Source organism: Candidatus Nitrosocosmicus sp. T, from assembly GCF_054408485.1.
Genome location: NZ_CP166992.1, coordinates 2,199,066 through 2,214,014, shown reverse-complemented (window position 1 = coordinate 2,214,014; position 14,949 = coordinate 2,199,066). Strand labels below are relative to the sequence as shown.

Annotated in this window: 15 protein-coding genes; 7 read left to right on the top strand and 8 right to left on the bottom strand. The window is 33.7% G+C overall.

What is annotated here, in order from left to right; translation table 11 throughout:
• Positions 1-74 precede the first annotated feature (74 nt).
• Both AB0A59_RS11250 and priX read right to left on the bottom strand, forming a co-directional pair.
• The gene (locus AB0A59_RS11250; protein WP_458743840.1) at positions 75-491 is read right to left on the bottom strand and encodes an MEDS domain-containing protein; all 417 of its coding nucleotides are present in this window, start codon (positions 489-491) and stop codon (positions 75-77) included.
• Between the two features lie 1,187 nt (positions 492-1,678).
• Positions 1,679-2,713 (bottom strand): DNA primase noncatalytic subunit PriX, encoded by a 1,035-nt coding sequence (gene priX, locus AB0A59_RS11245; protein ID WP_458743838.1) that lies wholly within the window; start codon positions 2,711-2,713, stop codon positions 1,679-1,681.
• A 164-nt stretch (positions 2,714-2,877) separates the two neighbouring features.
• Here priX and AB0A59_RS11240 point away from each other — a divergent pair, with 164 nt between their 5' ends.
• Positions 2,878-3,105, top strand: a complete 228-nt coding sequence (locus AB0A59_RS11240) for an alpha/beta fold hydrolase (RefSeq protein ID WP_458743836.1) — start codon at positions 2,878-2,880, stop codon at positions 3,103-3,105.
• Positions 3,106-3,436: 331 nt separating this feature from the next.
• On the opposite strand, the gene AB0A59_RS11235 is transcribed toward AB0A59_RS11240, so the two are convergent.
• Positions 3,437-3,730: a hypothetical protein gene (locus AB0A59_RS11235; RefSeq protein WP_458743835.1), complete on the bottom strand. Its 294-nt coding sequence runs from the start codon at positions 3,728-3,730 to the stop codon at positions 3,437-3,439.
• A 1,349-nt stretch (positions 3,731-5,079) separates the two neighbouring features.
• On the opposite strand from AB0A59_RS11235, the gene AB0A59_RS11230 reads away from it, so the two are divergent.
• From AB0A59_RS11230 to AB0A59_RS11215, 4 genes are all read left to right on the top strand, one after another.
• Positions 5,080-5,367, top strand: coding sequence for a hypothetical protein (locus tag AB0A59_RS11230; RefSeq protein WP_458743833.1), 288 nt, complete (start codon positions 5,080-5,082; stop codon positions 5,365-5,367).
• 388 nt (positions 5,368-5,755) lie between these two features.
• Positions 5,756-6,133, top strand: a complete 378-nt coding sequence (locus tag AB0A59_RS11225; RefSeq protein ID WP_458743832.1) for a VOC family protein — start codon at positions 5,756-5,758, stop codon at positions 6,131-6,133.
• A gap of 457 nt (positions 6,134-6,590) precedes the next feature.
• On the top strand, positions 6,591-7,016 hold the full coding sequence (locus AB0A59_RS11220; RefSeq protein ID WP_458743830.1) for a hypothetical protein: 426 nt from the start codon (positions 6,591-6,593) through the stop codon (positions 7,014-7,016).
• A gap of 20 nt (positions 7,017-7,036) precedes the next feature.
• Positions 7,037-8,335, top strand: coding sequence for a glycosyltransferase family 2 protein (locus AB0A59_RS11215; RefSeq protein ID WP_458743828.1), 1,299 nt, complete (start codon positions 7,037-7,039; stop codon positions 8,333-8,335).
• Between the two features lie 310 nt (positions 8,336-8,645).
• Here AB0A59_RS11215 and AB0A59_RS11210 read toward each other — a convergent pair whose 3' ends face one another.
• The 4 genes from AB0A59_RS11210 to AB0A59_RS11195 all read right to left on the bottom strand — a co-directional run bounded on the left by AB0A59_RS11210 (position 8,646) and on the right by AB0A59_RS11195 (position 10,973).
• Positions 8,646-9,017, bottom strand: coding sequence for a transposase (locus tag AB0A59_RS11210; RefSeq protein WP_458747606.1), 372 nt, complete (start codon positions 9,015-9,017; stop codon positions 8,646-8,648).
• Positions 9,018-9,049: 32 nt separating this feature from the next.
• Positions 9,050-9,205 (bottom strand): hypothetical protein, encoded by a 156-nt coding sequence (locus tag AB0A59_RS11205; RefSeq protein WP_458747605.1) that lies wholly within the window; start codon positions 9,203-9,205, stop codon positions 9,050-9,052.
• A 42-nt stretch (positions 9,206-9,247) separates the two neighbouring features.
• Entirely contained in the window at positions 9,248-9,505 is a 258-nt protein-coding gene (locus tag AB0A59_RS11200) for a hypothetical protein (protein WP_458743826.1), read from the bottom strand.
• Between the two features lie 523 nt (positions 9,506-10,028).
• A complete protein-coding gene (locus AB0A59_RS11195; RefSeq protein WP_458743824.1) occupies positions 10,029-10,973 on the bottom strand; it encodes a GlgC family sugar phosphate nucleotidyltransferase in 945 nt (314 codons plus the stop codon).
• 259 nt (positions 10,974-11,232) lie between these two features.
• On the opposite strand from AB0A59_RS11195, the gene AB0A59_RS11190 reads away from it, so the two are divergent.
• Both AB0A59_RS11190 and AB0A59_RS11185 read left to right on the top strand, forming a co-directional pair.
• Complete coding sequence (locus tag AB0A59_RS11190) at positions 11,233-11,466, top strand: hypothetical protein (RefSeq protein ID WP_458743822.1); 234 nt, start codon at positions 11,233-11,235, stop codon at positions 11,464-11,466.
• A 147-nt stretch (positions 11,467-11,613) separates the two neighbouring features.
• The gene (locus AB0A59_RS11185) at positions 11,614-14,058 is read left to right on the top strand and encodes a PQQ-dependent sugar dehydrogenase (protein WP_458743820.1); all 2,445 of its coding nucleotides are present in this window, start codon (positions 11,614-11,616) and stop codon (positions 14,056-14,058) included.
• Positions 14,059-14,365: 307 nt separating this feature from the next.
• On the opposite strand, the gene AB0A59_RS11180 is transcribed toward AB0A59_RS11185, so the two are convergent.
• Complete coding sequence (locus tag AB0A59_RS11180; RefSeq protein WP_458743818.1) at positions 14,366-14,944, bottom strand: hypothetical protein; 579 nt, start codon at positions 14,942-14,944, stop codon at positions 14,366-14,368.
• Between the last annotated feature and the right edge of the window lie 5 nt (positions 14,945-14,949).

Sequence of the window (14,949 nt, the reverse complement as noted above, 5' to 3'; positions counted from 1 at the left end):
ATCAGAACCTTGTTGATACTTAGACCTGGAATTAGATCGATAAAGCGGCTTTCATTAACCTTGTAAATATGTAGTTAATGACTTTCTAGTTTTAGTGCTATAGAATGATACTCTACTAAATGTTGTCTCTGTTCTTCTGAAAGTCTGTTAAAATCATTATGATGATAAATGCAAAGACCAGACATCGACTTACCAAAACTTGTTGGTAAAGATAGCTCGTATTCTAATAGTTCATCATACTCCATTTTAAAAAAATATGGACCCATGTCAGCTATTACCGAAAGGCCATCTTTACCTTTTCGATTCGCAAGCTCAATTAACTTCTGTTTAGAATCCATTGGATTACTTTGCCCAAAGTATTCTTTTAATGAATCATTTATTATGAGCGATTCTGTTTTTTCATATTTATTAACATCTATTGCCTTGTGAGAATCAGAAAAGGCTCGCCTAACTGAAGAATCTGTTTCATAAAAAGGATTAAAAAGAACCACCTTTTTTTCTCTTCTATTTGTTTCCCTATATAACAGGTATAAAATTCTCTTAGGGTCATTAAGTCAGGATATATTATTAAACAATGCAGACCATGAGGTAAATCTGATAGATGGTTTACCATATCTTCTACTTTGAGGCTTTGAATCGAATCATTGATGGAGGGAGCATCTGCTCCCATATCTTCCTCCAAACAAAATCTCCTGATATCCATGGATAATATGATTTATTAACCTAGCCTAATTTAGCGCTCATTCTTAGAAGTTGTCTAGAATCTGATAAACGAACCGATATTATTTCGTATTTCGCTCAGAACTCCACAGGTGTGGGAATATGAGGTCTTTAATAGATGCTCTCCGTTACTCGCTTTCATTGGAACAGTTGTCTGCTTCGACAATCCATAACTCCTTTTTCAACTGCTTTACTACAGTTGTTTGTCTAAGTCACGATAATAGTCAGTATTGTCGATGACTACAGAAACGATCGTATTTATGTTACTCAATAAAATATTACTCCTTTGTGCATAGCTAGACTTATACTATTCTTTTTTTTCGAAACAGATTAGAGTTCCTTTAATGTGTTTTCAATTTCTTCAATGTAATCTTTGATGTAAAATCTAATGATGTCAATTTCAATAAGCGATAGTTGAGTCTCATCTATTAATTCTTTTTTAATGTATTCGTGTAAATCTTCCAAGTTTCTGGGATATACGACTCTAACACCACATTCTCCTCCAATAAATTCAATTTCTAAATATCCTTCGGTGCCTATGATTTGGGAAACACCTATACTTCTAAGGAAACCATTGATTCGTGTCTAAATCGTTTATCAGAATCTCTTATAATTACGTCTTGTAATTCAGACATCTAGTTTGTCACCTCACCTTTAAGATTCTTGATTAATTTACTAATTACAGAATTGAATGAATCACCAGTTTGTCCCATCTTCTTGAGCTAATTGTAATTATCTGAGTCGATTAGTATTTGTTTGTAACGACTGTTACTATTAAACATATCATGGCTGTAGGTTCGATATTATATAAATATTTACGTATTATTAGTAATGTTAACCTATTCGTAGATTTAGTTTTAACACCATTATTAACAAATTCAGAGGAAGAATAGTAATCATAAATGGTGAAAACAGTGAAAGCAGTGGAGGATGTGAAGGCTTTATTAGCAATGGTAAATTAATCTTGTAATAATTTATAGAGTTCAAAGTTCTCCTTTTCTAAATTTTCTAGACTGATAGGCGGATAGCCTTTATCATATCTTAGTTGTTCTTTAATTCTTTGTGGATATTTCCATCTGACTCTATTTACCTTGTCACACTTATCTAACCATTCTGTTAGTATAGAAATCACTTCATTTTCTGATAACCCTTTGATATTTACAAGATAGGGTATCAATATGTGCCATAAACAAAAATATCTGTGATCAGGAATTGGAGTTGCAAGTAATTTGTCTATCCAGGCTATTTTATTGCTATTTCTTATAGAATCAGAATTCTGTTTTCTCTTTCGTAACTCTTCATTTTCAATTTTTAATTGTATAAGGTAATCCATGAATGGTAAAACTAAAGGATTCGCTATTGCTTCAATACCATCCCATTTTTGGATTATTTTGACCTTCTCGTTATACCTTGAATTTATGGTTTCTGGGATTCTAATCAGGCATGAGTTAATGGAAGGATTGTGTTTTGGGTCTCCTTTCTCATTAGTAAACAGTTTTTCAGCAAAACGTATAAACTCAGTAGTCAAATCATTTCTTACAAATGGGATGAATTCTTCAAGTTCCTTAACTGTCTCTAGAGGTTGTTTTTTTTGATCTTTGGTAACTATTTTGATTGGCTGATAAATATGATAGCCACCTCCAGTCCATAGAACCGTCGGTTGACCATTAATCACTTCTCTTATCTTGTGTAATGTTTGCTTTAGAATGTAGTCAAGCTTTCTAATTGGATACTTACAAGTAGAACATAAAGATAAATCTAAATCTATAAAAATAAAGCTTGGATATAGATGGTTCCTTTCAGACTTGGTATGAGCAGGATAACCATTAATTCTACAGTCAACAAAATTAGCTTCTTCATAATACTTCATCATTTCCTCCTCAGAATCAACGTAAACTTGACCATTGGTTCTTGCAGTCATGATAGAACGTGGATATAAGAATTCTTGGTCACTGAAATGATATAGAATAAAATGCACGTTGTTCTCAGTCATGGATTAACCATATCCTTTTAATGAACATAGAATAAAAAAGTAGAGACATTTAGTTACCAGTAGATAGAGGCACATTCTCTTTTGCTAATTTTAGGTTTAGAAAATAAACCCTTAATTCTTTTCATAGGTTAGAGTTGTAGTCTGTATCTCCTGAAGTAATGGGAATGCAAACTGAAGCATTAGAAAACTGGAGTGGTAATTGTCAAATACTTGGAAATATAACGTCTCCTACTCTAGCAATCGTAGGAACTGACAATTTCTTTACTCCAGCAGAAAATTCGGTAACGATTGTAGAAAAAATTCCAGGAGCCTGGCTTGTGCAGATTAGAAATGCAGAACACGGCTTGATGTATCGATACCCTGAAACCTACAGTACAATTGAACATATTTGAATGGATCAGACAAAGATATGAGGTAAGGACTTTACTTCAAAATTGTATTTACCGTTACTCAGGGGTAGTTTTTCTTAACACTTTTTTTACATATTTATTATTGTCTTGCTTCATTTTTTGACTTTACAGTGATGTTCAAAAGTAAACAGTAACTATAGCGAAACATGATCATCGATACATGGTGTTTTTAAACCTGTCAAGATAGTGATAATCACCTCTCAAAGTAATTCCATAAGGGTCTTGCATCCTAGTTCCACGCTGTTTATGCAAGACCCTGAATATACTTAAGGGTAATCAATTAACCTGATAATAATAAATATCTTTATTTAGTTTATAGTGGTATTGCTTCTCTCTTTCTATTGTCTAGTTCATTAATCCCATCTCGAGTAATATGATAATTTTCACCATCTGAAGAATGTATCAGGCTTTGAGCAATCAAATCCTCAACAGCTTGATCAAATAAAGGGGACATTGTATTATCTATTGAATTCATCAATTCTCCAATGTTAATTGAAGGATCGCCTTTTGATATATGTTCGGTCAATAATCTATCCAAAACAAAACTTTCAACATTATGAAGAGCTCTTGTTTCGTGTTCAGAATTCGATATTTTATCCATGATCATAAGTGTTTACTACACTTAAATTCTTAACTTTACTATTTAGTCAATGCATAGCGATCCAGAAGATTAATAGGCTAAAATGAGATATGAGGTTCATTTCTCGAGTGATCCTGATGATTTCTACTAATTTGGTTGTTGATAGATTTTCCAATACTGATATAGTTTTTTGTGTGCCGTGGTCTAACCGCCGCCGCCGTGGTCTAACCGCCGCCGCCGTGGTCTAACCGCCGCCGCCGTGGTCTAACCGCCGCCGCCGTGGTCTAACCGCCGACGGCCATCAATCTTCTCTAAAATCTCCCATCTCTGCAGACAAATGAGTAAGACATGTCACTCATAATCTCTTATGAAGGTGGAGAACTATTAAGAAACATACCAACTGGGATTCTAATTCATTCGTCTATTAAAAGACCTGGCATGAGCATCTGAATATTATTGTCATTTAAGAAAACTGTCTAAATAGATATCCAAATATCGAAACAATTTTTCTCCATAGCCTCCACTAGCACTCTTTTTATAACACGCTAACGTTCCTTCATAAAGGTTACCACTTTATATACTCCTGACCCGCCAGATAGTTGGTATATATGATTAAACAAAGTATTAAAGACTAATAGCTAAATAGAATCTTATCTTACTCCAACAAACGTGGTTATACTGAGCGGTTTAATGAAGCATCAGACTTTGTCCTAAAGAGAAATATAATTTCAGCTGACGATCTTGAGTGTTGTATACAGGAAGATTAACGGTTGGTCTCATTCAACATCAGGAAAAAGCCAAGTTTCATAAAGATGCGGAAACCATCTACGATTGTATTAGAAATTAAAATTTAATATTCAAAGCAATAAGTAATAGGAATAATATAATATGATCCTGTCAGGATCGTGACCAAATTGCTTAAACTGAACAAACCGAAAAGATTTTAGTCCACGCTATCATTGCCGTCGTACGAACAGAAGATTAATCAAGGAATTTCACCCGAATCTATTATGAGGTAGTGGGACGATGGTTTTATTTAACGGCTTGAAGAGCTTGCAGCCATGATATAATTTCTAGGTGGTTATATTACTTCATCCATTGAGTTTGACCATTCTAAAATTCAAGTCGGCTCTTTTGAGTAAGTTTTATTGTCCAAGAATATTTTCGTGGTTCAGAACTTTCTAAACAAAATATGAATTCCCGCTGATAGCATTATAGGTTCCACATAATCCCTTCATTTAATTTGTATAAATCTAATTACATGAAGTTTCTTACCTACCAAAAATCTCTTACAAATTTCAATAGAATATAATAGTAATATAAATTCAGTTTCAAGTAAAATAATCTCGATATAGCATAGCGTTATTATAACATTAATGCACAAAAAGCCATTTAAGAATACATTAGTCTTAGCTTCCATCACTCTCTTGTTAGTGGTTTCACTTTCACTTTCAGCTTCACCCAATTCTATATCATATGCATTTTTGGGTTTTGATCTAGGTGGTAGCATTGGAGGTAGCGGTACTGATCAATCCTTAGGAAATTCACAAAAGTCTATACAAGGTGCCCAGTGCTATTCACCAAATGCTAGTATTGTTGATTCTTGTAACTCTGGAGATGGATCGGATAGCGAAAATCTTGGCCATAACTTTTATGGACAATAAATAACTCTTAATTTTTATTTTTTGTTGATATTGATATTCTAACACTTCCAAAACTGATTGTTAATCAAATTTGATCTTGAAATAATACTGTTTAGATGCCCGTTGCTACTATAATTTAAAATCCAATATTCGGAAATAATATTTCTCTATGATTTGTTACAAACTCCAATAACAAAAATATTACGATTCATTAGAGTTCATGTCAATGAGTTTCTTTCAATTGTGAAAGGCAAACAATTTTTCATTAATGAGATACTGGATGTTAATTTTCTTGCTCAAAAGTTTACACTTGGCTTTTAGTTTTTTTATGACCATTTTCTTTTTAAAGAGCGTAAAGTAATAATGATAATGCGTAAAACAATTATTTCGATATATGGAGTAGCCTGAAATGCCTACGGTGCAGCATTTCGAAATCCCTGCCGATGATGTTGAAAGGGCATCAAAATTCTACACAGTGGTATTTGAATGGAATATGCAGAAATTGGCTAATCCTGAAGACCCTTCAAAAGATTATTGGTTTTTTGACACCAAAGATGAAAATGGGAATAAAGGTATTGGAGGCGGACTAATGAAACGTCAAGCTCCAGAACATTCTGTCACAAATTACATAACTGTACCCTCTGTTGATGACTATGCATCGAAAATTGAGAAAGCAGGGGGTAAGGTAATAATGCCAAAAACAGAAATTCCGGAGATGGGGTTCATTTTAGTATTTCTAGACACAGAGAATAACATGTTTGGATTATATGAAGCCCTAAAAAAATAACTTGCTATACTTTTATTCCTTCTTCATTTTTATACATTTATAGTTATTCTTTCACATAATCGTGAGTGACCTCTGAATTCATCTAGCCATAGCTATAACAAGTCGTGAATTTGAACATTCATCATTCATTCTACTTTCAGAACAATAGGTTCAACCTCAGTAAATGCTATACAGTGCCTGTTGATTGTGTGGAAAATGTATCTACGGACTTTGTTCATTAAATTTCTGCATATACTACTCTTTAAAGCAGAAAAAGATTATACAAGAATCAAAATTCAGATAGGGATAGAAAGGTTACAGACCTATATTCAAATAAGGTATCTAAATATATGGACATTCCCTTTTCCATACTAAAATGAATCAAAGTATGTACATTCCATTTATGTTTACATCTTTTTTCATTTTTATCCTTTTGCTTATATTTTATGATGATCATTTATCATATGCCCAATGGGTTATGCAGCCCTTACCTCTTCCTGGCCATCCGGACCAAGATTGCTGTAGTAGTAATAGTAACTTAAGAAATGATACTACCCCTCCTAAAATAATTATAATAACAAATATACTACATGAGGGTAATAACGTATTGAAGTTAAAGATAGAGGATGAATCTCCGTTGAAGCTTAGAGGAATAAATTTCACCCAAGGTAACAAGAATATTGAAACTTATTTGGCAAAAGAGCAAAATCAAGAATACATTGCACTTGTTAAGGTTGTTCCACCATTTACAGAAATACAAGTACGGGCAGTAGACGTAAACGATAATGCTGCCAGACTGGTTCAGCAGATAAAGGTGGAAAGTTGGTTTAACATGATCATATCCTCTATTACAAACAATCCAATTTGGAAAAATACTCAAAGTCTTTTCGGGGAAAATCGTTGAAAGACAAAAGATGGAAATTTATGTATTCTGTATTAATGGTAATATGGATTACAGTAATTTTAAATACCATTTATTATTGGTATACGGGAAACGAAATTCTGATTGATACTGATGTAAATCTCTATTATGTGACTTTGCCGCCATTAATTATTATTATTATTTATACGGCAGTAACATGTTTCATTCTCATTACCTATCTCGCAATGGATAAAAAGGTAAAGTCTCTTCAAGAAAAAGCTTATGAAAACTTTAATGAAGCAATTATCAAAAAGAACTTGTTGTGCTCCATAATAATAGCAGCACACAATGAAGACACGGTAATAAAAAAAACAGTAACAGAATTACTAAAACAAACATATCACAATATGGAAATTATTATCGTATGTCACAACTGCAGTGACAATACTTTTGCTGAAGCATCTGTCAAAGATCCGCGAGTAAAGCCACTTGACTATAAAACAAAAGCTTCTGGAAAAGGAATAGCACTTAATTTTGGAGTTTCAAAATCTCAGGGAGAATACATTTTAGTTCTGGATGCAGATGGAATTCTAAGTCCTGACTTTGTAGAGAAGGGACTTCCATTATTAGAAAAATATGCTGCAGTACAAGGGAGATATGTGCCAAGTAATAGAAATTACAGTTTCGTTACTAGATTGTTGTCAATAGAAGGTGATCTATGGTCAACACCTTACATGACAGCTAGGACTGCATTGGACCAAAGGGGAGGTCTTGGTGGAACAGGTTACATTTTAAGAAAAGAAATCCTTCAGGAAGTTGGGGGATTTACAAACCATTTGGTAGATGATTATGAACTTACTTCTAGATTGTTGAGAAAAGGCTATAGAATCGTTTTTGCACCTCAATGTATTAATTATGATGAAAAACCTCCCACCATAGAAATTCTGTTAAAACAAAGAGCCAGATGGGCCAAAGGATTCATTGATCTTTTGAAAAATCGAGTTTGCGAACCTACTGATATACTGGGTATCATTTTTTGGGCGAGCCCTATAGTTATATTCACTGCTCTAGGTTTGTTTTTGACCATTGGATTTGGAATGATCTTTAATTTGGTATTTGGATACTTCCCTTTTAACTATGCTACAATAACAATTAACCAATGGCTTTTGCTTACCGCCTTTATTTGGATAGTTCAAATAATTGTATTAGCAAAAGAATATGGGCGGGGTGGGCTCAAATATGCAATATTTATACCAATTTACAATTCATTTGTATTGTACGTTTTTGTGGTTTTTGTTAGGGCATGGACCATCAAATCATGGGGTGCGACGAAAACAACTCATGGGTTTACCAAAAAATAAAACAGCATTTAAAAGAGGCAAGTAGCACAGGTCATTATGGCAGTCGAAGTACAATTTCCAAATATGCTTAGTATCGACTTTTGATGTCATTATCAGGGATCAAATGATAAAACCGTGAATGATTATGTTCCTCCTACTAAGCATTTGTTCTGGACATATATGATGTTGATTAGTGATGTTATTCCACTCAATTTTACCTTATTCGATGTGTAGAGAGCACGGTGCGTAAAATAATATGATACTAGATATTTGAGATTGAGACATAATTCATCTTGATAATTTATCTTATTAGGAGCACAAACCGAATAGATTAACAGCCTATCAAATAGTTGATTGCTCTTACAGGATTGTCCTTTTGTATCTTGCAGTTGTAATAAACAAGTATCTGATACAGCAATACTGACAGTAGTATTATTCCACTTACCTTCTCATATCCTCTTACAAGTGCCGAATCTATTCTAAATACAGATTTAATATGCTCTATCAGAGGTTCTACCGAGATAACCCTTTCTTGGTACACAATCTGTCCTAGCGATGACTCGTAAAAATCAGCCAGATTGAGCCTTTTCTTCTGTGTACTTCTATACCTTTTGACAGGATATACAAGATGAAACTCTCTTTTTGTGGTTAAATCATACATTTCCCTAACATCGTAGCCTGGATCTGCTACCATGAACCGAATTTTCTTTATTGTTTCTGAATATAAACTCGGTATCAGATCTGGATAACATAATTATCCGACACATTTGCTGTTGTAATATCTGCAAAAAGGAGTACTACCCTAGAATCAGTACTAGACACGATATGTAGTTTATAGCCAAATATCCTGACTCGGGTACGACTATATCCACATCTAGCATCTGCATCAATACCAAAACATGGAACTATTCCCTTCCTAATCGATGACTTGTGTCAAACTTTACCTTTGTATGATTTGATGAGACTACTATCTACAACAAGGATATATGGATTGATCAAGTCTTCTGATATAAACCAGTTTCCTATCGATACTATCCTTTTCTTCCTATCGATAGAAAAGGTCTTCAAACTTCTATCAAAAATACGTCTGTCTTGTAAGAACACATCTGATAAACCACAGACTTTCATTATTGCTCTATGATATGGTAAATTCCGACCATTAAAAGTAATGTAATGATTTGTTTGAATCAAGTCTGAACCATAGGCGGACTATAAAACACCATGAAATGTTGGTATGCGAATATACATAAGGTCTACCTTTGAGACCGGATTTAGCATTACATGACAGCTTTCAATCAATCAATCCAACAAGATACAAAATGCTGCTTAGAGTGGATGACGAACTATAACTGGTTAGTCTTTTAGTTAGTATCTCTTGTTTCAATCGAAAATGATAGACTGGAGACTAGCTTTATTTGTTAGCAATTATGACCCAGTCTTAATTACTTCCATTTCCTTATTTCTGCCTTTATGCCTAGCCCTATAAGTATCTAGGTAAATTCGACAGGTGTTGATATAGAATTCATTGAGTCAATTTTAGTCCTGCATTAGGATAACTAATACATGAAAAGTTTTGCTTGTGATAGTGAATTCAATTTAATAAAGTGATTCGCCAAATGGATGGATGTGTAACAAATTATTATAATTTTGAGAATCCAGATGAAGAATTTTTACAGTAAAAATTATTAAAGATATACCTAGCAGTTAACAGAAATTAGTCTTTTTGACCCGCCATCAGAAAAGTTAGATTGGTATTTATTTTATTCTTTATAGACTTTGCAGGTACCCCAGCTACGATATCTTTGTTCTCAACGTCCCTAATCACCATGGCAGCCGCTCCTACTATTACATTATCGCCTACTCTAATATTGTCTTTAAGAGTGGAATTTAGCCCAGTCCATGTTGAATCTCCTACAGTTGTACTACCTCCAACAATTGTACCTGCCGTAAGTTCACAATTTTTTCCTATTTTTACATTGTGAGCTAAGTGTACCAAAGCATCTAATTTTGTTCCTTTTCCTATTATTGTATTTGATAAAGAACCTCTTGCAATGGAACAGTTAGCACAAATTTCCACATTATCGGATAGTATAACTTTTCCGATATGAGGAAAGCGTAATAGTTCATTAGTATCATATCTTTCATAAGCAAACCCATCTTCGCCTATAACCGTTCCTGTTTGTATAATACAATTATCCCCAATGATACAGTTCTTTAAACTGACTCGACTACCAATAATACAATTATCCCCAATGACGCAATCTTTGTCTATTACAGAGTAAGGTCCAATAGAACAGCCTCCTCCAACCTTAGCCGAGTCGTGCATTATTGTATGTTGAGATATCCCTTTTGTTTCAGCAGTTTGACTGTATTTATGAAATAATTGAACAAATGCAAGGCGAGGATTATTTAAAAAATATAGTTGTTGTCCATTCTTGGGATTAACTTTACCGATCATTGATTCTTTGCATAAAATAATTCCTGCATTTGATTTGGATATATAATTTATCGCTTTATCTCCCTCATGATAACAAAAACTAATATCTGTTGATCCTGCATCGGTAATTGAAGAAAATTTTGTAAGTTGTACTTTTCTGCTACCTTCAGATTCAAATGAATATCCTAATTGATTTAATTCTTGTTCTATGTCAATAGACATAGATAGTGATTTATCTATTAATCTATAAAAACAATAAGATGATAAATAAGGCGCTGTCAAAAGATGTCATCACTTTTATGGCTATCAACATAAACAGAATACCTTCATCGATTGCTTGGATTATCATAGATGTGTTTCCAAAGCAATATTTTATCTGCTCGAGGTTATAAGAAGCCGTATCGCAATTTTGAAGAAGATTTAGGAATTTCGTCCTAAAAATATATCCTCAAAGAGAAACATGCTTATTTCCGAGCGTTATTTGTCAGTATTGTCCAATTTACAGAATTCATGTAGTACCCAGTTATTGTGGACCATGATATCCACAGGCTTGTCGATTTCTAAAACTCTATCACCATATCAATTCCTTCCTTTGCAAAAAAAAGAAATGTCTGATAGAGAGAACTATGCAATACATAAAGAAGGACAGAATATTTGGATGTCTGCTTTTCCATGTAAGTTAAAGAATTGTAAACAAAAACATGTAGGCAGATGATTGAATATTTTTGTAAATTACCACAACAAGGGGTGATCAATACTTTAGTTAACAACGACTTATGACTAATATAAAAACTTATATTAGTCAAATTTGAAATTTCTCAATATAAATAGCTTTATCAATTTCATACGTGCAGAGCGAAGCATGCTCTATTTTTTTATTTTGGTTATTATATTTATTCCTTTTATAGTCTCCTCACCTTTGATCGTTTATGGTAGTAGTAACGATATAGGTCAACAACATATCTTTAACAAGAGTAGTTTTTATAGCTGTCAGGATTATGGCGAATCTTTACAATGTGCTTTATCCAAAAGCGAATTCGAGGGATTTTCTGTAGATTCTACAAGCAATGAGATTACTCCAATAACACGAGAGGCTCCTTATGTGGAAGGAAAAAGTGGTAACGCAGTAATATTTCAAGAGAAGTTTAGGGATTTTATAGAAATATCTAACATTACTGCTTATAACTCCGAAGTGTTTTCTATCTCTTTTTGGGTAGAAAAAATTAGCACACCGATTCAATCAACACCAGATGCCCATGTCATTTCTCATACTACTGTTAATAAGGATGAGGGTTGGTTTTTTAGCACAAATAATGCACAAGATCAAGACATTGTTTTTGGTTTGACAACTAAGTCAGGTAATGGGCCTTTAATGTCCAAACCTCTTCCAATCTCCAATTCGTCATTTACCAACATAGTGGCCACTTTTGATGGTTCAGAAATTAGAGTCTATGGTAATGGAAGTCTATATGATAGCATTGAATATAATGGAACATATATCCCCGCTCAAAATCTGCCAATTCATATTGGTGTCGCATCATATTGTTCAGAATGCACTAAATTTCCGGGTATGGTTGATGATGTTCGTTTTTACGATAGAATACTAACCCCTATGGAAATTAGTCAGATTTATAACGATAATGGATCGATGTCCGATTTTGATGGGCTAGTCGGACACTGGGAATTCGATAATACATTGAATGATTCATCAATCTATAAAAACAATGGACGGATGTTAACGATGATTTCTAGCATGGTAACTTCTCCAGATGGAAGAATATTCATAGCCGAAAAAAATACTGGAAAGATAAGAATCCTGCAGAACGATATTTTATTAGATAGACCATTTGCTACGATTGACAACTTAGAAGTTAATTGGGAAACTGGATTGTTGGGCTTAGCAATAGACCCCGAATTTGAGAATAACCATTTTGTATATGTGTACTATTCCACTTATGACGTTAATGGTAAACCAATTAACGTAGTTGTAAGATTCACTGAAAAAGACAATTTAGGTTTTAACAAGACTGTTATTTTTGATAATATTCCTTCTTCTGCCGCATTTCATGCTGGAGGCTCGCTCGCAATAGGTCCAGATGATAAATTATATATTTCAATTGGAGACGCTAGAGCGTCTTTATATTCTCAATCCAAGGATATATTGGTAGGAAAAATACTTAGAATTAATAAAGATGGAACCATTCCATCAGATAATCCGTTTCCAAATTCTCCCGTGTATACAATGGGACATCGAAACATATTTGGCATTGCATTTAACGAGAAGGATGGTATTGGGATATTTACAGAAAATAATGATAAACTGTTTGATGAAATCAATGTCATAAAGAAAGGAGGCAACTACGGATTTCCAAATTTGCAACCTGAAAATGTTCATTGGAAGGCATCAAATAGTACAATCGACATAAAACCTCTACGGTCCTTTTATTATTCAATTGCTCCTACACAAACAATTTATTATACAAGTGATCATTTTCCCTATCTAAAAGACACTTTTCTTGTTGGTACCTATACAGGAGATATATATAGTATCGAAATTAGCAACAAAACTAAAAAAATAAGTTCTGAAGTAACTCCCCATAATGACCCCGAGACTATAGATTCTGAAAAGCATATTCAAATAAATCTTTACCCCTTTGAATCGGTCATCGGATTAACTCAAACTCCGGGTGGAGATATTTACTTTGGCGGTTATCATATTTACAAGATAGATTCAATCATTACAGATGATCCTGAACAGTTACTATTTTCGCTACAATTGGATTATCCTGATAATATTACTATAGACAACGTATTTGCAGGCTATCAGAAGTATATAGTTGTAGATATACAAAACAATGACATTAAAAAACTAGATAATTCTCGTAATAATTTAAGTAATCCCTATTCGCTTATCAACTTAAAAATTCCAAAATCCCTCCTTAGTGACATTGTAAACATAAACGCTACGGCAGTATCGCCTATTAATGGAGAAAACACATACGACATTACAGATTACTTGTTAAATGACACTTCACCTAAATATAACGAATTATCTATTCCTATACCAAACGACAGTACAACCACTACTTTGAGCATATTTGGTGAAGAAGAACCATCAAGCGATAGTGAAGAAGAACCATCAAGCGATAGTGAAGAAGAACCATCAAGCGATAGTGAAGAAGAACCATCAAGCGATAGTGAAGAAGAACCATCAAGCGATAGTGAAGAAGAACCATCAAGCGATAGTGAAGAAGAACCATCAAGCGATAGTGAAGAAGAACCATCAAGCGATAGTGAAGAAGAATAATGCCCAAAGCTAGTAATATTTCTTGAATCAATTAAGAAAGGAGACTGCATTTGGCAGCATGACTTTTATACATTCCAAGAAACCAGATCTGTAATCCACAAGTCCTTGTACGATTATAATTGACATGTGTCACATTCATCCATTAAAGTATATGATACTAAAGAAGTTTTATACTATAATAACTGAAGGTAATAAATTAATGGAGCAGTAGACTATCCCTTGACAAGATGCCCAGTTTGGATGGAAATACTCCAGAAGTTCTCCTGTTGTGCGTTCATCTAAAGAATGATAATTTTGGAATTGACTATCAAACACAATCAACTTCAGACCCAAATAAGTAAAATGCTTTGTCACCATCTGGTGGTGTAATTGATCCGACTTTTTCATTGTTTGAATCTGAATACCATATTCTTGTATTTTCTCCGCATCCGCCTGTCAAAGTAATAGTATTCCCAATATTACTGCATACATCGTCAAAAGTTTTTTCCCCTAAAAGCGTATACGTGTTATGGTCCAGATTCGATTCAATTATTTGTCCACCTATCCTTACTGGACTTTGCGAATTATCTGCTATAAACTCGATAACCCATGACCCTAAGGAGGTACCGGAATTCTTATTTACCGCAGAATTGTCAGTTAAAGTTGTTTTAAAATAAATAGTCGAACCTTTAAAATAATGGGCTGCATCAGACTCCGAACAGGCTACAAAAGAACCAAAACGTTCTCCATTGTTTCCATACCCAGTCCCAGAAATAATTCCCTGATTTATAGAATAGGCCATATTACCATTGTTAAATAAGATAGTTGAAATAATAAAAAAGGCTACAAATACATAGACTGATTTTCGCATTTTTGAATTTAAGGACGGATCAGACTTTTCATTCATTCTAA